Source organism: Leisingera sp. ABM4_103, assembly GCF_056158685.1.
Genome location: NZ_JBSWTU010000005.1, coordinates 2784839 through 2804426, shown reverse-complemented (window position 1 = coordinate 2804426; position 19588 = coordinate 2784839). Strand labels below are relative to the sequence as shown.

At 62.3% G+C, this 19588-nt stretch carries 19 protein-coding genes; 15 read left to right on the top strand and 4 right to left on the bottom strand.

Annotated elements, in window-relative coordinates:
- The first annotated feature begins 127 nt into the window (after positions 1–127).
- The 11 genes from ACXAED_RS15355 (at position 128) to ACXAED_RS15305 (ending at position 10727) form a co-directional block, all read left to right on the top strand.
- Entirely contained in the window at positions 128–907 is a 780-nt protein-coding gene (locus ACXAED_RS15355; protein ID WP_475051155.1) for an ABC transporter ATP-binding protein, read from the top strand.
- Between the two features lie 46 nt (positions 908–953).
- Complete coding sequence (locus ACXAED_RS15350) at positions 954–1661, top strand: transporter substrate-binding domain-containing protein (protein ID WP_475051153.1); 708 nt, start codon at positions 954–956, stop codon at positions 1659–1661.
- 111 nt (positions 1662–1772) lie between these two features.
- Positions 1773–2657 (top strand): ABC transporter permease, encoded by an 885-nt coding sequence (locus tag ACXAED_RS15345; RefSeq protein WP_475051151.1) that lies wholly within the window; start codon positions 1773–1775, stop codon positions 2655–2657.
- Positions 2654–3460 carry an ABC transporter permease gene (locus tag ACXAED_RS15340; RefSeq protein ID WP_475051150.1) on the top strand — a complete coding sequence of 269 codons (807 nt, stop codon included), beginning with the start codon at positions 2654–2656 and terminating at the stop codon, positions 3458–3460. The genes ACXAED_RS15345 and ACXAED_RS15340 overlap by 4 nt, the downstream gene beginning before the upstream one ends.
- Before the next feature lie 191 nt (positions 3461–3651).
- The gene (locus tag ACXAED_RS15335; protein ID WP_475051148.1) at positions 3652–4986 is read left to right on the top strand and encodes a glutamine synthetase family protein; all 1335 of its coding nucleotides are present in this window, start codon (positions 3652–3654) and stop codon (positions 4984–4986) included.
- 70 nt (positions 4987–5056) lie between these two features.
- Positions 5057–5737: a type 1 glutamine amidotransferase gene (locus ACXAED_RS15330; RefSeq protein WP_475051147.1), complete on the top strand. Its 681-nt coding sequence runs from the start codon at positions 5057–5059 to the stop codon at positions 5735–5737.
- Positions 5737–7095: a glutamine synthetase family protein gene (locus tag ACXAED_RS15325; protein ID WP_475051146.1), complete on the top strand. Its 1359-nt coding sequence runs from the start codon at positions 5737–5739 to the stop codon at positions 7093–7095. The genes ACXAED_RS15330 and ACXAED_RS15325 overlap by 1 nt, the downstream gene beginning before the upstream one ends.
- Before the next feature lie 103 nt (positions 7096–7198).
- The gene (locus ACXAED_RS15320) at positions 7199–8509 is read left to right on the top strand and encodes an NAD(P)/FAD-dependent oxidoreductase (RefSeq protein ID WP_475051145.1); all 1311 of its coding nucleotides are present in this window, start codon (positions 7199–7201) and stop codon (positions 8507–8509) included.
- A 147-nt stretch (positions 8510–8656) separates the two neighbouring features.
- A complete protein-coding gene (locus ACXAED_RS15315) occupies positions 8657–9862 on the top strand; it encodes a DegT/DnrJ/EryC1/StrS family aminotransferase (RefSeq protein WP_475051143.1) in 1206 nt (401 codons plus the stop codon).
- A gap of 143 nt (positions 9863–10005) precedes the next feature.
- Positions 10006–10476 carry a hypothetical protein gene (locus ACXAED_RS15310; protein WP_475051142.1) on the top strand — a complete coding sequence of 157 codons (471 nt, stop codon included), beginning with the start codon at positions 10006–10008 and terminating at the stop codon, positions 10474–10476.
- Positions 10477–10529: 53 nt separating this feature from the next.
- Entirely contained in the window at positions 10530–10727 is a 198-nt protein-coding gene (locus ACXAED_RS15305) for a hypothetical protein (protein WP_475051140.1), read from the top strand.
- Between the two features lie 87 nt (positions 10728–10814).
- Here ACXAED_RS15305 and phaR read toward each other — a convergent pair whose 3' ends face one another.
- Complete coding sequence (gene phaR / locus ACXAED_RS15300) at positions 10815–11372, bottom strand: polyhydroxyalkanoate synthesis repressor PhaR (protein ID WP_475051138.1); 558 nt, start codon at positions 11370–11372, stop codon at positions 10815–10817.
- 199 nt (positions 11373–11571) lie between these two features.
- Here phaR and ACXAED_RS15295 point away from each other — a divergent pair, with 199 nt between their 5' ends.
- Positions 11572–12441, top strand: a complete 870-nt coding sequence (locus ACXAED_RS15295; RefSeq protein WP_475051137.1) for an NAD-dependent epimerase/dehydratase family protein — start codon at positions 11572–11574, stop codon at positions 12439–12441.
- A 117-nt stretch (positions 12442–12558) separates the two neighbouring features.
- On the top strand, positions 12559–14307 hold the full coding sequence (locus ACXAED_RS15290) for an adenylate/guanylate cyclase domain-containing protein (protein WP_475051135.1): 1749 nt from the start codon (positions 12559–12561) through the stop codon (positions 14305–14307).
- Positions 14308–14413: 106 nt separating this feature from the next.
- On the opposite strand, the gene ACXAED_RS15285 is transcribed toward ACXAED_RS15290, so the two are convergent.
- On the bottom strand, positions 14414–14863 hold the full coding sequence (locus ACXAED_RS15285) for a phasin family protein (RefSeq protein WP_475051134.1): 450 nt from the start codon (positions 14861–14863) through the stop codon (positions 14414–14416).
- A 132-nt stretch (positions 14864–14995) separates the two neighbouring features.
- The gene (locus ACXAED_RS15280; protein ID WP_475051132.1) at positions 14996–16798 is read right to left on the bottom strand and encodes a PHA/PHB synthase family protein; all 1803 of its coding nucleotides are present in this window, start codon (positions 16796–16798) and stop codon (positions 14996–14998) included.
- Between the two features lie 133 nt (positions 16799–16931).
- On the opposite strand from ACXAED_RS15280, the gene phaZ reads away from it, so the two are divergent.
- Together phaZ and ACXAED_RS15270 are read left to right on the top strand one after the other, a co-directional pair.
- Complete coding sequence (gene phaZ, locus ACXAED_RS15275; protein WP_475051131.1) at positions 16932–18206, top strand: polyhydroxyalkanoate depolymerase; 1275 nt, start codon at positions 16932–16934, stop codon at positions 18204–18206.
- A gap of 4 nt (positions 18207–18210) precedes the next feature.
- Entirely contained in the window at positions 18211–18783 is a 573-nt protein-coding gene (locus ACXAED_RS15270) for a DUF6151 family protein (protein ID WP_475051130.1), read from the top strand.
- Here ACXAED_RS15270 and ACXAED_RS15265 read toward each other — a convergent pair.
- Entirely contained in the window at positions 18780–19502 is a 723-nt protein-coding gene (locus ACXAED_RS15265) for an alpha/beta fold hydrolase (RefSeq protein ID WP_475051129.1), read from the bottom strand. The genes ACXAED_RS15270 and ACXAED_RS15265 overlap by 4 nt on opposite strands.
- Positions 19503–19588 lie beyond the last annotated feature (86 nt).

The following is a 19588-nucleotide window of genomic DNA, read 5'->3' as shown; positions in this document are numbered from 1 at the left end:
TTCCAAAATGGCAGCACAACCGGTCATTTTGGCACCTGCTGTGCCAGCTTATGCGGTTTGAACGTTGCATTCGGTCTTTTTTTCGGTCCAATAAGAACGAATTTCCACTCATAGGGACAAAGACACCTTGACCGACACAACGCCTGTTCTGCAAATCCGCGGCCTGCACAAATCCTATGGTGAGCTGGAAGTGATCAAAGGCGTGGATATCACCGCCCACAAGGGCGATGTGGTTTCGCTGATCGGGTCTTCGGGGTCGGGCAAGTCTACGCTTTTGCGCTGCTGCAACCTGCTGGAGGACAGCCAGGAAGGCGAGATTCTGTTCAAGGGCGAACCGGTTACCTGGACCGGTCAGGGGCTCAACCGCCGCCCCTCCGACGCCAAGCAGATCCTGCGTATCCGTACCAACCTGAGCATGGTGTTCCAGCAGTTCAACCTGTGGGCCCACATGACCATTCTGCAGAACGTGATGGAGGCGCCGGTCACGGTGCTGGGCCGCGACAAGGCCGAAGTGGAGGAGAAAGCCCGATATTACCTGACCAAGGTCGGCATTGGCGACAAATGCGATGTCTACCCAGCCCAGCTGTCGGGCGGCCAGCAGCAGCGTGCCGCGATTGCCCGCGCGCTTTGCATGGAACCTGAGGCGCTGCTGTTCGATGAACCCACCTCCGCGCTCGATCCGGAGCTGGAACAGGAAGTGATCAAGGTGATCAAGGATCTGGCTGCCGAAGGCCGCACCATGATGATCGTGACCCACGACATGAAAATGGCTGCCGATGTCTCCAGCCACGTCGTCTTTTTGCATCAGGGGCTGATCGAAGAGGAAGGCACGCCGGACGAAGTATTCGGCGGCACCCGTTCTGAGCGGCTGCGTGCCTTCCTGTCCTCGACGCGCCACGCGCATTGAGCAATAACTAATAAATCCAAAAACCAAACCAAACGGGAGTAAACTCATGAAATCACTGATCCTTGGCACCGCCGCCCTGGCGCTGACCGCGGGCATGGGCCTGGCGGAAACAGTGCGCCTGGGCACCGAAGGCGCCTATGCGCCCTGGAACTTCGTCAACGACGCGGGCGAGATCGACGGTTTCGAGCGCGAGCTGGGCGACGAGCTGTGCAAGCGCGCCGAGCTGACCTGCGAGTGGGTGAAGAACGACTGGGATTCGATCATTCCGAACCTGGTCTCCGGCAACTACGACACCATCATCGCCGGCATGTCGATCACCGACGAGCGGGACGAGGTCATTGACTTCACCCAGCCCTACACGCCGCCGGATCCGTCCGCCTATGTGGCCCAGTCGGCTGACGTCGACCTGGCATCCGGCGTGATCGCCGCCCAGGCCACCACCATCCAGGCGGCCTTCATCGCCGAGCAGGGCTGGACCCTGGTCGAATTCGCCACCCCGGAAGAAACCGTCGCCGCCGTGCGCAACGGCGAAGCGGACGCGGTTCTGGCCGACAAGAGCTTCCTCGATACCGTGGTCGGCGACGATCTGGTGATGCTGGAGAAATCCGAATTGCTCGGCGGCGGCGTTGGCATGGGCTTCCGTGAATCGGATGCCGAACTGCGCGGCAAGTTCGACGCGGCGATCCAGTCGATGAAAGACGACGGCTCGCTGAACGAGCTGATCGCCAAGTGGGAAGTTTCCTCCCAGTGGTAATCTGATCCTGCTACAGGATCTTGCAGGCCCGCCGCCGCGGCGCGCGGGCCTCATTCATTCTCTTCCGGCAGACACGCTGCCGGGCACGGCCGGAGAAAGACAGGCACCAACATGTTTTCCTATTGCACGGACCCGACCACGCTTGAAGGGCTGAGCTGGCTCAGCTGCTACCTGACCACAGGCAAGCATCTGAACCTCTATATCTCGGTTTTTGTGGTTCTGACCCTGCTGGCCATCACTGCCCCGGTTGCCCTGCTCTTCGGGTTTGGCGCTGCCAGCGCTGCCCGCTCCAAATTCCCGCCGCTGCGCTGGTTCGGCAAGGGTTACACCAGCATCGTGCGCGGCGTGCCGGACATTGCGTTTTTCCTGTTCTTCGTCATCGCGCTCGACCAGGCGTTCGAATGGATGCGCCACAAGGTGAAATGCCCGGACTGGGATCAGCCGATCCGCCAGGGCATCGACTTTGTGGTCTGCGACGCGGCCAAGCTGCCGCTGTCGACCGCACCGCAGTGGGTGCATGAAACCTACGGCTTCTTCCTGGCGGTCCTCACCTTCTCGATCGTGTTCGGAGCCTTTGCCGCGAACGTTTTGTTTGGCGCGATGCGGGCCGTGCCGCGCGCCCAGATCGAAACCGCCGAGGCCTATGGCATGACCTCCCGCCAGGCGTTCTGGCGCATCCTGGTGCCGCAGATGTGGGTTTATGCGCTGCCGGGGCTGTCGAACCTGTGGATGGTGCTGATCAAGTCCACGCCGCTGCTGTTCCTGCTGGGGGTCGAGGACATCGTCTATTGGGCCCGTGAACTGGGCGGCACCAAGACCGCGCGCTTCACCGACTACCCGCACCCGAACTGGCATGTCTGGTACTTTGCCGCGCTGCTGGTGTTCTACCTTTGCTTCACCAAAGTGTCCGAAGTGTTGCTGGACCGGATCATGAAGCGCCTGACAAAAGGCCAGGCCACTGCGGGCGGCGAAGCACAAAGAAAGGCAGCGGCATGAGTTGCGTTGAAACCATCCAGGCCTATGCCTTCCGTTCCTTGGGTTTTGGCGAACGCCTGCTGCCGCGCGGCGAGTATACCTTGTGCGAGCATTTCACCCTGATCGGCTCAGGCCTGATCTGGAACGTCTATTTCGGCGCGCTGGCGCTGATGACCGGTTTTTTCCTGGCGGTTGCCTTGGCAGTCGGGAAATCCAGCCCCAACCCGCTGTGGCGAAAACCGGCGGAGTGGTTCATCTTCGTGTTCCGCGGCAGCCCGCTGTTCATCCAGTTTTTCTTTGCCTACGCATGCTTCCTGAGCCTCAAGAGCGTTTCGAGCTTCTTCGACCCGTTCACCTCGGCCTGGCTCGGGGCGCTGATCGTACTGTTCTGCAACACCGCCGCCTACTCGGGTGAAATCTTCTATGGCGCGCTGCTGTCGATCCCCAAGGGCGATATCGAGGCCGCGGATGCATACGGCATGACCGGCTGGACCCGGTTCCGCCGCATCACCTTCCCGACCATGCTGCGGCTGGCCTGGCCCGCCTACACCAACGAGGCGATTTTCTTGTTCCACGCCACCACGCTGGTGTTCTTCACCGGCTTTCCGGCCTGGCGGCAGCAGGGCGATGCGCTCTACTACGCCAGCTATTTCGCGGACAAGACCTTCAACCCGTTCATCCCCTACCCGATCCTGGCCTTCTACTTCATCCTGCTGACCTTGGTGATCATCGCCATTTTTGGCCTGGTGAATAAACGGCTGAACAAACACCTGCCCCAGGAACGGCGGAGAAAATTTCGCTTGCGTCCTAATCTGATCCGGTAGTATCCATTATTTGATCAAATTCAAAGTCCGGGTGTCTGACCGCAGAATCCTGCGAGTTCATGGGCAAACTCAAGGCTGCGTTGGATTATGATCAAAAAAAATGGACCAGGGGTGATAAGCTGCCCCGGCCCTGCTGCGCCCCGTCCGGGGCGCTGGCGGCCGGCGGTGCCCCGAAACCGTCAGGTGATTGGATGAAGAACTGGCTCAGGAAAAACCCGCATGTGCGCACCATCCGTGTTGCGGCGGCGGACATCAACGGTCAGGCCCGGGGCAAGCGTGTCCCTGCCCGCTTTGCCGACAAGGCGGTCGAGGAAGGCACCCGCTTTCCGCTGTCGGTTCTCAACCTGGACATCTGGGGCGAGGACATCGACGACAGCCCGCTGGTGTTCGAGAGCGGCGACGCCGACGGCGTGCTGAAGCCGACTGAGCGCGGCTTTGTGCCGATGCCCTGGCTGGAATCGCCCTCCGCTATGCTGCCGATCTGGATGTACCGCGAAGACGGCCGCCCCTATGACGGCGACCCGCGCCACGCGCTGCGCGCCGTGGTCGACCGCTACAAGGAACTGGGGCTGACCCCGGTGGTCGCGGTGGAGCTGGAATTCTTTCTGATCGACGACAGCGGCAAGAACCTGCAGGTGCCGACCTCGCCACGGTCCGGCAAACGCCGCAAGGCCGCGGAGACCATGTCGATCCGGGCGCTGGACCAGTTCGACACGTTCTTTACCGATCTCTATGACGCCTGCGAGGATATGGACATCCCCGCCGACACCGCGATTTCCGAGGCGGGCCTGGGTCAGTTCGAGATTAACCTGATGCACGGCCCCGATGCGCTGCGCGCCGCTGACGATGCCTGGCTGTTCAAGATGCTGGTCAAGGGCCTGGCCCGCCGCCACGGCTTTGCCGCCAGCTTCATGGCGAAACCGTATGAGGACTATGCGGGCAACGGCCTGCACACCCATTTCTCGGTGCTGGATCAGGACGGCAACAACATCTTTGACGATGGCGGCCCCAAGGGCACCGATGCCATGCGCCACGCCGTCGGCGGCTGCCTGAAGGCGATGAGCAATTCCACCCTGGTCTTCGCGCCGCATGGCAACAGCTATGACCGCATGGTCCCGGGCGCCCACGCCCCCACCGGCATCTGCTGGGCCTATGAGAACCGCACCGCCGCCATCCGCGTGCCCTCCGGCAGCCCCAAGGCGCGCCGGATCGAGCACCGCTTTGCTGGCGGCGACGTGAACCCCTACCTGATGCTGACCGCCATCCTGGGTGCTGCGCTCTATGGGATCGAAAACAAGATCGAGCCCTCAGAGCCGATCACCGGCAACGCCTATGCGCTGAACCTGCCGCAGGTTCCCAACACCTGGCAAAGCGCCATTGATGCGTTCGAGAACTCGGACGTCATCCCGCATTTCTTCTCTGCCGAGATGATCCGCAACATGGTTCTGACCAAGCGGCAGGAGCTGCGCTACATGGAAGAACTCACCCCGGAAGAACGGGTCGAGATCTACCTGGATACGGTCTGACGGCCCCTTGCCCGCCGTCTCGGCGGCGGGCTACCGTCCCGCGCAGCGAATTCCTTCCAACTGGTGACTTATGAAAATCGGCATCCTGCAAACCGGCCACTCCCCCGAAGACCTGTATGAACCGTTCGGCGACTACGACGGCATGTTCCGCGACATGCTGGATGGCAACGGCTTCGAGTTTCAGACCTGGGCCGTCGTGGACGGCATCTTCCCGGACAGCCCGGAGGACGCCGACGGCTGGCTGATCACCGGGTCCAAGCACGGCGCCTATGAGGATCATGCCTGGATTGCACCGCTGGAGGACCTGATCCGCCAGATCCACGCGCACAAGCGGCCGCTTGCCGGGATCTGCTTTGGCCACCAGATCATCGCCCAGGCGCTTGGCGGCAAGGTTGCCAAGTTCGAAGGCGGCTGGGCGGTGGGCCGCGTCACCTACCAGGTGGACGGCAAGGACCTGACCCTCAACGCCTGGCACCAGGACCAGGTGGTGGAGCTGCCCGAAGGCGCGCGTGTGCTGGGCGGCAACGGCTTTTGCCGGAACGGCATCCTGGCCTATGGCGACCACATCATCTCCTGGCAGCCCCACCCCGAATTCCCCAGCGCCTTTGTTGGCGGCCTGATCGAAAAACGCGGGCGCGGCGTTGTGCCGGACGACTTGCTCGACCGTGCCGCCGCCGATCTGGACGCCCCCGTGGACAACCCCGAAATCGCAACCTTCCTCGCAGAGTTTTACAGGAAAGAGAGGACCTAATGTCAGCTTGGCTCGACGCCCTTCCCGAAGCAGCAAAAACCTATCTGGAGGGCCGTCGTCTCGACGAAGTTGAATGCGTTATCTCGGACCTTCCCGGTATCGCCCGGGGCAAGGCGGTACCGGCATCGAAGTTTGCAAAAACCGATTATTTCCATCTGCCGGACAGCATCTTCTACCAGACCATCACCGGGGACTGGGCCGATGCTGCGGATGACGACGGCTGGATTGAAAAGGACATGACGCTGAAGCCGGACATGTCCACGGCCACGGCCGCGCCCTGGACCGGCGACTGGACCCTGCAAGTGATCCACGATGCCTATGACCGGCACGACCAGCCGATCCCCTACAGCCCGCGCAATGTTCTGAAACGCGTAGTGCAGCTTTATCACGACAAGGGCTGGAAACCGGTTGTGGCGCCGGAAATGGAGTTCTTCCTGGTCGCGCGCAACATCGACCCGGCACACGAAATCAAGCCCATGATGGGCCGCTCCGGCCGCCCGGCGGCGGCGCGGCAGGCCTATTCGATGACCGCGGTGGACGAGTTCGGACCCGTTATCGACGACATCTATGATTTCGCCGAGCACCAGGGCTTTGAGATCGACGGCATCACCCAGGAGGGCGGCGCCGGCCAGCTGGAGATTAACCTGCGCCACGGCGACCCGGTCAAGCTGGCGGACGAGGTGTTCTACTTCAAACGGCTGATCCGCGAGGCGGCGCTGCGGCACGATTGCTTTGCCACCTTCATGGCCAAACCGATCGAGGATGAGCCGGGCTCTGCCATGCACATCCACCACTCGATCCTGGATATCGAAACCGGCGAGAACATCTTCTCCGGCCCGCAGGGCGGCGAAACGGATGCGTTCTATCACTTCATCGCCGGACTGCAGAACCACCTGCCCGCGGGCCTGGCGGTGATGGCGCCCTACGTGAACTCCTACCGCCGCTACGTGAAGGACCACGCGGCGCCGATCAATCTGGAGTGGGCGCGCGACAACCGCACCACCGGCATCCGCATCCCGCTGTCCGGGCCAGAGGCGCGCCGGGTGGAGAACCGCATCGCCGGCATGGACTGCAACCCCTATCTGGGCATCGCCCTGTCGCTCGCCTGCGGCTATCTCGGCCTGATCAAGGAGGAACGCCCGCGCAAGCAGTTCAAGGGCGACGCCTATGAGGGCGAAGGCGATATCCCGCAGGTGATGGGCCAAGCGCTGGATCTGTTCGACGAGGCGACCGAGCTGCACGAAGTTCTGGGACCGGAATTTGCCCGCGTGTATTCCATCGTGAAACGCACGGAGTATGAGGAGTTCCTGCAGGTGATCTCGCCCTGGGAGCGCGAACATCTGCTGATGAACGTCTGAACCTCGGGCGCTGCGCCCCGGTGCAGCGCCAGTTTAATTGAGTATTTATGGAAAGATGAAGAGCAGGTGTCCCGCCGGGGGCCTGCTTCTGATGAGGTGCGCGATGGGGATGAACCTGCTCTATTCCAATGACCGCAAGGGCGAATATCCAGACAGCTGGTATGCGGCAACCGCTATTCCGATGGAGCGCTTTGCAGCGCTGGACGGTGAGGTAAAGGCAGATGTCTGTATCGTCGGCGGCGGCTATACTGGCCTGTCCGCGGCGCTGCATCTGGCTGAGGCCGGGATGTCCGTGGTGCTGCTGGAAGCGCAGCGCGTGGGCTTTGGCGCCTCGGGGCGCAACGGCGGCCAGCTCGGCAGCGGCCAGCGGATAGACCAGGAAGGGCTGGAAGCGCTGATGGGCGGGCCGGAGGCGCAAAAGCTCTGGCAACTGGGCGAGGACGCCAAGGACCTGGTTAAATCGCTGATCGCGCGCCACGGCCAGGACTGCCATCTGAAGCCCGGCGTGGCCTGGACCGCCTTTTCCGAAAAGGAAGCGGCAGAGCTGCACGACTATGGCCGCCACCTGCAGGACCAGTATGGCTACAGCAGCGTTGAGCTGCTCGACAAGGACGCCTGCTGGGCCATGTGCCCCTCGCCCGCCTATAAGGGCGGCATCCTGGATCATGGTGCGGGGCATCTGCATCCGTTGAACTATGCCTTCAGCCTGGCCCGCGCCGCCGCGGCTGCAGGGGCCGGGATTTTTGAAGGCAGCGAGGTTCTGGACATCCAGGAAGGCGCCAAGCTGCGCATCCGCACAGCGGGCGGCAGCGTCACTGCCGACCATCTGATCCTTGCCTGCAACGGCTACCTGGGCGGGCTGAACGGCCAGGTGGCGGCACGGGTGATGCCGATCAACAACTTCGTCGTGGCCACTGAGCCGCTGGGAGAGGACGCCGCACGGGTTCTGACCCGCGACGTTGCCGTGGCCGATACCAAATTCGTGGTGAACTACTTCCGCCTCAGCCATGACAAGCGGCTGCTGTTCGGCGGCGGGGAGAGCTACGGCTACCGCTTCCCGTCAGATATCTCCGCCACGGTGCGCAAACCGATGACCGGGATCTTCCCGCATCTGAAAGACGTGAAAATCGACTACGCCTGGGGCGGCACCCTAGGCATTACCATGAAGCGGATGCCGTATCTGGCGCGGCTTGCGCCCAATGTGCTGACCGCCTCCGGCTATTCCGGCCACGGCGTCGGCACCGCCACCCACGCGGGCCAGCTGATGGCGCAGGCGATCCAAGGGCAGGCCGAGGGGTTCAACACGATGGCCCGCGTCCCGGCTCCGCGCTTCCCTGGCGGGCCGCGGATGCGCTCGCCGCTGCTGGTGCTGGCGATGACCTGGTTCGCCCTGCGCGACCGGATGGGAGTTTAAAGCCGGGGCCGCTGGGCCGGTTTCCGCGCAACTTCGCAACAATTCTGTGAAATCCCGCCGGGCGCGGCAAATTCCGCCGCGTCCGGTCTTGGCATCCGCAGCGCTTAGTTTTACGTTTCTCAAAGCAACAATTCAGGATTTTGAAATATGGCCCTGCCGCCCAACGTTCATGACGCTGAACCCATTCCCGCAGCCGCCCGCGAGGCCATCGACGCCCTTATGCAGTCGGGCGACCTGTTCCGCTACACCGCGCCCGAAGATGCGCCGGTCACGCTGCTGGAACAGGAGTACGCGGAGCTTCTGGGCAGCAAATACGCGCTGGCGGTTTCTTCCTGCTCGGCAGCGCTGTTCCTGTCGCTGAAGGCGCTCGGCCTGCCGCGCGACGCCCGCGTGCTGATCCCTGCCTTCACCTTCGCCGCCGTGCCCTCCTCGGTCGTGCATGCAGACTGCGTGCCGGTGCTGTGCGAGGTGAGCGAAAACTACCGCGTCGATCTAGCGGATTTCGAAGCCAAGCTGGACAGCGTGCAGGCGGTGATCATCAGCCACATGCGCGGCCATACCTCTGACATGGACGCGATCATGGCGCTGTGCGATGCCCGTGGCATCCCGGTGGTCGAGGACGCGGCCCACTCGCTGGGCACCACCTGGAACGGGCGCAACATCGGCACCATCGGCAAGGTGGGCTGCTTCTCCTTCCAGTCCTACAAGATGGTCAACGCCGGCGAAGGCGGCATCCTGATCACCGACGACGCCGACCTGATCGCCCGCGCCGTGATCATGTCCGGCGCCTATGAGCACAACTGGAAAAAGCACAAGGGCCCGCACGGGGAAAACACCCCGGACCTGGCGCAGGCCTTTGCCAAGTGGCAGAACCAGCTGCCGCTCTATAACCTGCGGATGAGTAACCTGTCCGCCGCCGTGATCAGCCCGCAGCTGCCGGAACTGGCGCGCCGGGTGCGCGACGGGCTGGCCAATCACGACTACGTGGCGGAACGGCTGAACGGCTCGCCCTTCTTCCACGTGCCGGAGCCGCTGGGCCCGGAACGCCGCGCGCCGGACTCGATCCAGTTCAACCTGGTGGGCCTCAGCGAGGAACAGACCCGCGCCTTTGCCGCCGCTGCCGAAGCCAAGGGGGTCAAGGTGCAGGTCTTTGGCCTGTCGACCGACAACGCCCGCGCCTTCTGGAACTGGCAGTTCCTGCGCGATGTGCCCGACCTGCCGCAGACCCGCGCCATGCTGATGAAGGCCTGCGACGTGCGCCTGCCCGTGCGCCTGACCCGCGCCGAGCTGGACGTGATCGCGGACATCCTGCTGGGTGCTGTTGAAGAAACCATGGGCAAGGCCGCCGCCTGAGACGCAGCCGGACCCTGATTGTTGCAGCCCCGGCCCCGCGCCGGGGCTTTTCATGATTGCAATCCTGGCTTGTGCCGTCCACCTTGCCGCCTATGAAAGCTCCCGCCAAATTCAAACGGCGCCCGGCAACCGCGCTGGTTGCCATGGCAAACTCCCTCAGCATGGGAGATGCCGTCCCCAAAGATGAACTGACCCAGATCATCAGCGCGGTTGTTTCGGACCGGGCGGAGCGGGCTGCGCTGCTGGCCGCCATCCGCGCATCCAATGACCCGGACAGCGGTCTTGCTGTGGCCGACCTGCTGACCGCATTCTCCAGCGAAGCCGCAGAGGCAGAGGCGCGCGCCCGCGACGCGGATCAGGTCATCGGCCAGTGGGCACAGCGGCTGGCAGCCGGCGCGCTGCTGGCGAGCTTTGGTGCGGCAATAGCCGGAACGGTCACCGGCGGGCCGGCATTCGGCCTCACATTGCTGTCGTTTTCAGGCTTCGTATTTGCAACGGCGTCCAGAATTGGTGGACGGGTGAAAATGCGCCGCCATGAACAGGCACGCAACAGCGCCGAGTCCCTTGCCCGCCACGTCCTGGAAGCCGGCAAACTAAGGCAGGACGGGAAGTGATATGGAATTTTCAGCTTTCCTCGCCTATATTGTCAGTGCAACCGGAGAAACACATGTTTGAAGCCATGGGACTCGAAACAGTCATCGTCAGCACGATCATCGGCGCCTGCGCCCTGTCTTTTGGTGCCAGCGCTTATCTGTTCCTGCGCGCGCGTCCCGCGCCTGAGACAAAGAACTTGGACGAAATCGTCAAGAACGCCCCATATCACCGGCTGCACAACGTGCTGAAGGTTGAGGCCCGTTCCTCCTGATCCGCCCACCACACCAAAACCCGCAAACGAGAAAAGCCCCCGCCGAACCGGACCGGGGGCTCTGTCATCTGCGCTAGCCGCTAAGGCTCACTTCATCTTGGACAGTTTTTCCTGCAGCGCCGCCAGCTGCTTTTTGATGTCGTCCAGATCCTCGCCGCCGCTTTCGGATTTTTCGTCCTCCTGCGCACCGCCGGTCCAGCCCGCGGCGCCAAAGCCGCCGGTCATCGCCTTCAGGAATGCTTCCTGCTGCGCCTTCACCGCCTCGAACCCCGGCATCTTGGACATCGGGTTCATCGCGTTCATGTTCTCCATCATCTTCGACTGGCTTTCGCGCAGCATGTCGAACGATGTCTGCAGGAACTGCGGCATCACCCCGCCGCCGGGGACCATGTAGCTGCGCACCAGATCGTTCAGCACGTTCACCGGCAGCACGTTCTCGCCGCGGCTTTCATGCTCGGCGATGATCTGCAGCAGGTACTGGCGGGTCAGGTCGTCACCGGTTTTCAGATCGACGATCTGCACCTCGCGGCCATCCCGGATAAACCCCGCGATATCTTCCAGCGTGACGTAATCGCTGGTCTCGGTGTTATACAGCCTGCGGCTTGCATACCTTTTGATCAGCAAGGGTTTGTCCTGTTCTGCCATGTGTTCCCTCCCCGGTCATGACGCATCGCAGCAAAGCCTATGCCACGGCAGAACAAAAGGGAAGCCTAAGCGCAGTTTCCGCAACATTAGTTCCCGTTAGAAATCCTGGTATAGAGCCGCTTCAGCCCTTGACCTGATCCTGACTTGAGCTTTTACAGATCTGTCCTGCACCGCAACCCGCAGCAGGAGCGTATCCAAAATGAAAGTTCTGATTCTCGGCGGCACTGGTTCCATTGGCACTGCCGTCACCCGGGAGCTGGTCCGCTATGGCCACCAAGTAACCGGTCTCAGCCGCTCCGCGGACTCTGACCGCAATCTCGCAGCGATGGGCGCCCGCCCCCTGCGGGGAAATCTGCGCAGCCCCGGCACCTGGGTTCAGGAGGTCGCCAGAACTGATGCGCTGATCCAGCTCGCCGCTACTTTCGACGACGGGATGGCCGAGGCCGATACCACCGCCATTGCCGCAATTCTGGATCAAGCCGCTCTGCGGCCGGAACCGCTGCGGCTGATCTACACCGGCGGTTGCTGGCTGTATGGTGCCACCGGCAACCGGGTTGCAGATGAGACCAGCCCAATGCAGCCGATCAAGCCCTTTTCCTGGATGCAGGAAAACGGTGCGGCCGTACTGGCGTCCCCTGCCGTCTCTGCCGCGGTGGTGCATCCGGCATTGGTGTACCACGAAGACGGCGGCGCCTTCTTGCGTTACCTGGAGGCTGCCCGCGGCGGCAGACCGTTCGAAATCTGGGGCAGCATCGCCACCCGCTGGCCGCTGGTTCACCGGGAGGATCTGGCCGGCGCGTACCGGCTGCTGCTGGAACAGCCGGAGCTCACCGGCCATTTCAACGCAAGCGCCGAGACCGGCGTGCCAGTGGCAGAGATCACTGGCGAGATCGCACGCCGCCACGGGCATGATGCGTCCTATGTGGTGCGCAGCCTGAAACACGTGCTGATCAATTACGGCGCCTGGGCCGAGGGGCCCACGCTGGATCAGCAAATGGCGTCCAGCAAGCTGCGCCGTCTGACCGGCTGGCAGGTGAGACACTTGAACTTTCGGAACGCGCGATTTTGACGCCAAAGCGCGCCAGATTGAACAAAATACAGAATTATTTGCAACTAAATAGCAGCAAAAGATTATCAATGTGATACAATTAACTTTAAGTCTTTCGAGTTTGTGGTACCGGGGAAAATGGCTGACCAAAGGGACAGGCAAAGACAAGCCGCCATTCTGATCGCTGACGTGGCCGGATACTCCGCCTTGGCTGAGGCGCGGGAATCCGAAACCATCGCGGCGGTCCGCGATCTTGGCAACCGTATCATCGCACCGGTTGCGCAAGAGCATGAAGGATGGCTTGTCAAAACGGTGGGAGACGGCTTCCTGCTTGAGTTCGGGACCGCTGTGCGGGCCGTCAAGGCGGCTCTGGCAATTGCCGCCAAGGCAGCCGCTTGGCGCAACGGCCCCCGCGGGCTGGGCTTGAGACTGAGGATGGGAATCCACGCGGGCAAGGTATTCCCGGCCGACGATGACCTGCTGGGCAATTGCGTCAATATCGCCGCCCGGCTGCAAAGCCTTTCCGCACCCGGGGAAATCTGCATCTCAGGCACCGTGCATGAGCAGGTCCGCGGCAAGGTCGGCGCAGCTTTCGACGACTTGGGATTGCAGCAGGTCCGCAATATCTCCGAACCCGTCCGGATTTACCGCATAACAGGAAACTCCCTGCCGCCCCTGGATCCCGAAGGCCCATCGCCGGAAGCATCGGTGGCGGTGCTTCCCTTCGCCAATGCCAGCCCCGCCAGCGCGGAAACCGAAGCCATTGCGCAAACTCTGACTGAGGACATCACCATTGGCCTCTCCCGGTTCCGGGCGCTGCGCGTTGTATCCCGCAATGCGGCGCTGCGCTTTGCCGGCAGCACAGCCGGAGCTTCCGTTGTGGCGGCTGAGCTTGGCGTGCGTTTCCTGGCTGAAGGCAGCGTCCGGCAGCTGCCCGGCAAACTGCGGGTCACTGTCACGCTTTCGGACGGTGCCAGCAGCCTGTCGCTGTGGAGCGGCCGTTATGACCGTGACGTCTCATCCGACTTCAGCCAGCAGGACGCCCTTGCCGGGCAGATTACCCAAACCCTCGCTGCGCAGCTCCAGTCCGTGGCAAGGCAGAAGTCAGCGGCGTATGCGGCCAAAGGCGGCAAGCCGACGGCGCGGGATCTTGTGATGCAGGCCAAATCCGTCGTTCTGGATTCGCGCAGCAGGCTGAAGCAGTGCCGCAAGCTGTACCAGCAGGCCTGCGATGCCGACTTTGGCAGCGCTGCGGCATATTCCGGTCTGGCGCTGACCTATCTGGTGGAATGGATGAGCGGCTGGGGCCTGTCGGCGGAACTGACGCTGGACAAGGCCTTTCCGCTGCTGCGCCACGCCGCCCGGATAGATCCGCTCGACAGCGTGGCGCAGCGCAGGCTCGCCGTCATGCATCTGTGCAAGGGAAACTTTACGCTGGCAGAGGATCACTTTCAGCGTGCCCTGATGCTTAACCCCAATGACACTGATGCAATGGCCTTCCGCGGGCTGTCACTGGTCTATCAGGGCAGGCCTGAAAAAGCGCTGGAGGACCTGGATCAGGCGACAGCCCTGAATCCGTTCCACCCGACGTATTTCCACTGGTTCCGGGGGCTCGCACTGTACATGTGCAGGGCCTATGATCCGGCTGTCTCCGAAGTGAACAAGGCGGTTGAGCTGTTTCCGGGCTTCCCGGCGCCGCACCGCCATCTGGCAGCCTGCTATGCCCAGCTGGGCGACCGGCCCGCTGCTGCGCGGGAATGCGGGCGCATTCTGGAACTTGAGCCCAGGTTTTCGGTTGACCGCATCAGCAAGACGCTGCCCTTTGCCCGGGCGCAGGATCTGGAGCATTACTGCGACGGACTGCGCCAGGCCGGGCTGCCTGACTAACCGCCGGCATGACCCCTAAATCGCAAAAGGACAGGCCTTGCGGCCTGCCCTTCTTCACGGTCCGGCTCCGTCAGGGAGGAGAGCGAGGGCCGGTCCGCGGACGTTCTTACTTGGCGGTTGCCGAAGCTTTTTTCGCGGCAGTGGTCACCTCTTCGGTGGCCTTTTTCACGGCTGCGGTTGCCTCTTCGGACATGTCTTTGCCAGCTGCCATCATCAGTTCGACGGTTTCCATCTGAACCTTCTTGGCCACTTCAGCAAAGGCAGCCATGTTCTCGGCGGCCACTTCGGCGGAAGCGGAAGCAAAGTCGGTCGCGGCCTTGGCGTAGTCCGCCGGCTCTTCCTTGACCTTGGCGACATCGCTCAGCTTGGCGATGGTCTCTTTGGTCCACTTGTTCGAGATCTCGGCAGACTTGCCGGCAGCGTCCAGCGCAACGGCGGACAGCTTCTCGTTCAGGGCTGCGGTGTTCTTGAATGCGTCTTCCATCGCTTTGGTGTCGACCGGGAAGGCGCCCATGAAGTCTTTCATCATCGCGGTGAAGTCTTGGGTCTTTGCCATAGTTCTAATTCCTCAGAAAGCTGCAGCAGGACCATCCTGCGCTCTTAGCATGAGAGGAATATGGGTGCCGCACCGCAGCATTTCAAGGTTTTTTATGCTGCGGTGCAGAAAACTTTTGCAAACCCCGTGAAATCAATGGTTTGCCTTGACCTTCACATAGGAGCCCGGGGCCGGCATCAAAGAGGGAAAGCCCGAATCCCCCACTTCACGCGCGGGAACCTGCTTGCCGGACCGCTTCTTGAGCCAGTCATTCCAGCGCGGCCACCAGGAGCCCTCGTGGTATTCCGCTCCGGCCATCCAGGCCTCGCTGTCTCCCTTCAGGTCGTCGTTGACGTAGTGGCCGTACTTCTTCTTGCTGGGCGGGTTGACGATGCCCGCAATGTGGCCGGACTCCGACACAATGAAGCTCTTGCTGCGCGATGCCATCTGCTGCACCCCGTGGTAGCAGTCCTTCCAGCGGGCGATGTGGTCGGTCTCACAAGTGATCGACATCAGCGGCACGTCCACATCCTTGATGTGCAGCTTGTGGCCCATCAGCTCAAAGCCATCGCCGACGAATTCATTGTTCTGACACAGCCCCCGCAGGTACTGGATCGCCATCCGCCCCGGCAAGTTGGCACCGTCGCCGTTCCAATAGAGCAGATCAAAGGCGGGCGGCGTCTCGCCCATCATGTAGCTTTTCACTGCCGGGCCATAGATCAGGTCCTTGGAGCGCAGGAACGACATAGTCCGCGCAATCACCCATGACCGCAGCAGGCCCTCCTGCTCCACCTGGGCCTCGATCCCGTCGATAAAATCATTCTGCAGGAAAGGCGTGAACTCGCCTTGGTCCCCGAAATCGGTCAGCGTGGTGAAAAAGGTCGCCGACTTCACCGATTTGTCGCCGCGCTGTTTCAGCAGCGACAGCGTCAGGCTTAAAGTGGTGCCGGCGATGCAGTATCCCACCGCATTGACCTGATCGACTTTGCAGACCTCCTTGGCGGTTTCAATCGCGGCCAGGAAGCCTTCCTGAATATAATCCTCCATCCCCACATCGGAGTGGCTCGCATCGGCGTTGACCCAGGACACAACGAACAGCGTATAGCCCTGCTCGGTCACCCATTTGATCAGGCTGTTCTGTGCCTTGAGGTCGAGGATGTAAAACTTGTTGATCCAGGGCGGGAACAGAACAATGGGAGTTTCATGCACCGTCTCCGTCACCGGTTTGTACTGGATCAGCTCCATCATCCGGTTGCGGTAGATCACGTCGCCGGGGGTAGTGGCGATATTGCCGCCAAGCTCGAACGCGCTCTCGTCCGCCAAACGCACCACCAGTTCGCCGTTGTTAGCCTCCAGGTCTGTGACCAGGTTCTCCAGCCCGTCGATCAGCGACTGGCCTTCCGTTTCAATCGCCTTCTCCAGCGCATCGGGGTTGGTCGGCAGAAAATTGGTCGGCGACATCATTTCGATGATCTGATCGGCAAAGTAGCTCAGCCGCTGCTTGTCCTTGCCATCCATCTCACCAGCACTCTGCACCGCCTTGCGGATCGCTTCGGCGTTGGTCAGGTACTGCTGTTTGACATAGTTGAAGTACGGGCTGCTTTGCCACAGCGGATTCGAAAAACGGCGGTCCTTGGGGCCGCCGTCATCCGTGCTGTCCATTTGCCCTGCCAGAGCTTTCTGCGCTTCGGCGAAATTCAGCACAGACTTGCTCCAGAATTCGAGCTGATGCTCCAGGAGTTTGGCAGGGTTCTGCATAGCTTCCGTCCAATAGGCGGTTGCTGCGCGCGCATAAAGTTCTTGATTCGGACCGTCCAGCGCCGGGTTATGCGGCACCTTCCGGGACATGACTTCAGCCAGGCGCTTGCTCAGCTCCTCGACACGGCTCATATTTTCCTTAAGTTTTTCAAAGCTCTCAGAATTGGACGTTGCGGATACTTCGTCACTAGTTGTCATATAAAGGAATCCCTCATAGGCTTTCTGCTATGCAGAATACTCTTCTGCAGAAGGCAGGGCAAAGCGGCGATTGGTCCGACGTTCCGGATTTTCTGGTCCGACAACTCGGGGACAGAGCCCGAAGGAGACGCGTATGCGATACATGATGACCTACGACCTGATGGAGACCGTCCGGAACACCAACCAATGGCTGGGCGCAACCGCCCTCTCCATGGCATCTTACCCGGTCTTTTCCGCCTTGCCAAATCCGGCGCTGAGCTGGATGGCCGCCTGGGGCGAAGTAACCGAACGCACCTACCAGCGGATGGTGGTGAAGCCTGACTGGGGCATCCGCACCTTCACTTGCGAAGACGGCAAGGACCACCTGGTCGACATCACCACCGTGGTCGAGCGTCCCTTTGGCGACCTGATCCATTTCAAGGTCAACGGCCGCGAGGAACAGCCCCGCAAAGTGCTGCTGGTTGCCCCGATGTCCGGCCACTACGCCACCCTCCTGCGGTCCACCGTCAAAAGCTTGCTGGTAAACTGTGAAGTCTATGTGACGGACTGGCACAACGCCCGCGACATCCCTGTTTCCGCAGGGAAATTCGATATCGAGGACTACACGCTCTACCTCGTCGATTTCATGCGGGAGCTGGGCCCCGACACCCATGTCGTCGCAGTCTGCCAGCCGGTGCCGCTGACGCTCGCCGCGACCGCCTACCTGGCGGAGCGCGACCCCAAGGCGCAGCCGTCCTCGCTGACCCTGATCGGCGGCCCGGTGGACCCGGACGCCACCCCGACAGAGGTCACCGACTTCGGCCGCCGTGTCACCATGGGCCAGCTGGAGGAGACCATGATCCAGCAGGTCGGCTTCAAATACCCGGGCGTCGGCCGCAAGGTCTATCCGGGGCTGCTGCAGCTGGCGTCCTTCATGTCGATGAACGGCGAGCGCCACACCAAGGCGTTCCTGGACCAGATTCAGCGCGTCTCTCGCGGGGAGGCCTCGGATCACGACGCCCACAACCGTTTCTATGACGAATACCTGGCGGTGATGGACATGACCGCGGAATTCTACCTTTCGACGGTCGAGCGCGTTTTCAAGAACCGCGAGATTGCGCGCAACGATTTCACCGTCAACGGCCACAAGGTCGATTTCAGCAAGATCACCGATGTGGCGGTCAAGACAGTCGAGGGCGCCAAGGACGACATCTCCGCCCCCGGCCAATGCGTCGCGGCGCTGGGCCTCTGCACAGGCCTGCCGGACAGCAAGAAAGCCAGCCACGTGGAACCGGGCGCGGGCCACTACGGTATCTTCGCAGGCCGCAGCTGGCGCGACAACATCCGGCCGCTGGTGATCGATTTCATGAACGCCAACAGCCGCAGCAAGCCGGCCCGCAAGCCGGCCAACAAGAACACTGCCGCCTGACGGGATGAGTGGCGGGCTGGCATTTTCCTGCAAATGCGGGACCTTGCGCGGCGAAGTTTCAGCAGCGGGTGTCAAAGGCGGCACCCGCGTTGTCTGTTACTGCGCCGACTGCCGCGCCAATGAGCTGTACCACGGCCAGCCGGATCCGGCCCCGGATCCGGTCGACTTGTTCCAGCTCTCGCCCGACACCATCACCATCACCCAAGGGGCGGAACAGCTGAGGGCGATCCGCCTGGGCCGCCGCGGCCCCTTGCGGTGGTACGCCGCCTGCTGCGGCACGCCGTTTGCCAATACACTCGCCAAGCCCGGCCTGCCGTTTGCCGGTATGCGCTCAGATCTGTTCCAGGACAAATCCGCCTTGGGCAAGATCCGCGCAAGGTCCTTCGTGCCCGTCCCCGGCAAGCAGTCCAGAACCAAGGGCGGCAGCACCATGGCCTGGGGCATCCTCAGCCGGATGATTACTGCCCGGCTGTCGGGCCGCTGGAAAGACACGCCATTCTTTGACGCAGAAACCGGCAAACCGGTGGCCGAGCCTGAGTTGCTCAGCAAGGCGCAGCGCGCCGCCCTCTACCCCTAGGCCGGCACTGCCAGCCAGTGCAGCAGCGCCCGGTTCACTGCATCGGGCGCCTCCAGCACAGGGAAATGCCCCGCCTCCGGAATAATCTCCAGCCGCGCGTGCGGGATCAGCTGTGCCAGCAACTCCTGCTTGGCAGGCGGCACGATCGTGTCATGCTCCCCCGCCAGCACCAGCGTCGGCATATGCACCCGCCGCATCGTCGCCTGCTGGTCAGACCGCCGCTGCAGTGCGCGCGCTTGCGCCACATACAGCTCCGGTCCCAGCTCCATTCCCATGTGGCAGAACAGATTGTGCACCTCCAGCCGCGACGGTCCCGGCGCCAGCGCCTCCATCGGCAGCGTCCCGCGCAGAACATCTTCCAGCCGCCCGGCCCGCGCGGCGATGATCTGCGGCTCCCGGTCGGCGGCTTGCTCCGGCGTCTCCGCCAGCGGACTCGCCCCCATCAGGCACAGCCGGCTGATCCGCTCCGGTGCCCGGCGCACCAGCTCCATCGCCAGGATCCCGCCCATCGACAGCCCCGCCAGGCAAAAGCGCGGCGGCAGGTGGCTCAGCATCCGGGCTGCAATCTTCTCCACCGTGTCGCCGCCGGCCAGCGGCAGCACCATCACCGGCATACTGCCGGAAAACGTTCTGATCTGAGCTTCAAATATCCGGCCGTCGCACATCATCCCCGGCAGCAGAACCAATGGTTCGCGGCTCGGTTGCTGGTCATAAGGCATATCCTGCCCTCGCGGTTTGCCTGCCACCCGTCGCCTTCACTGTGCGGAGAGCCGGCTGCGGGATCAAGAAAAACCTCACGGCGACA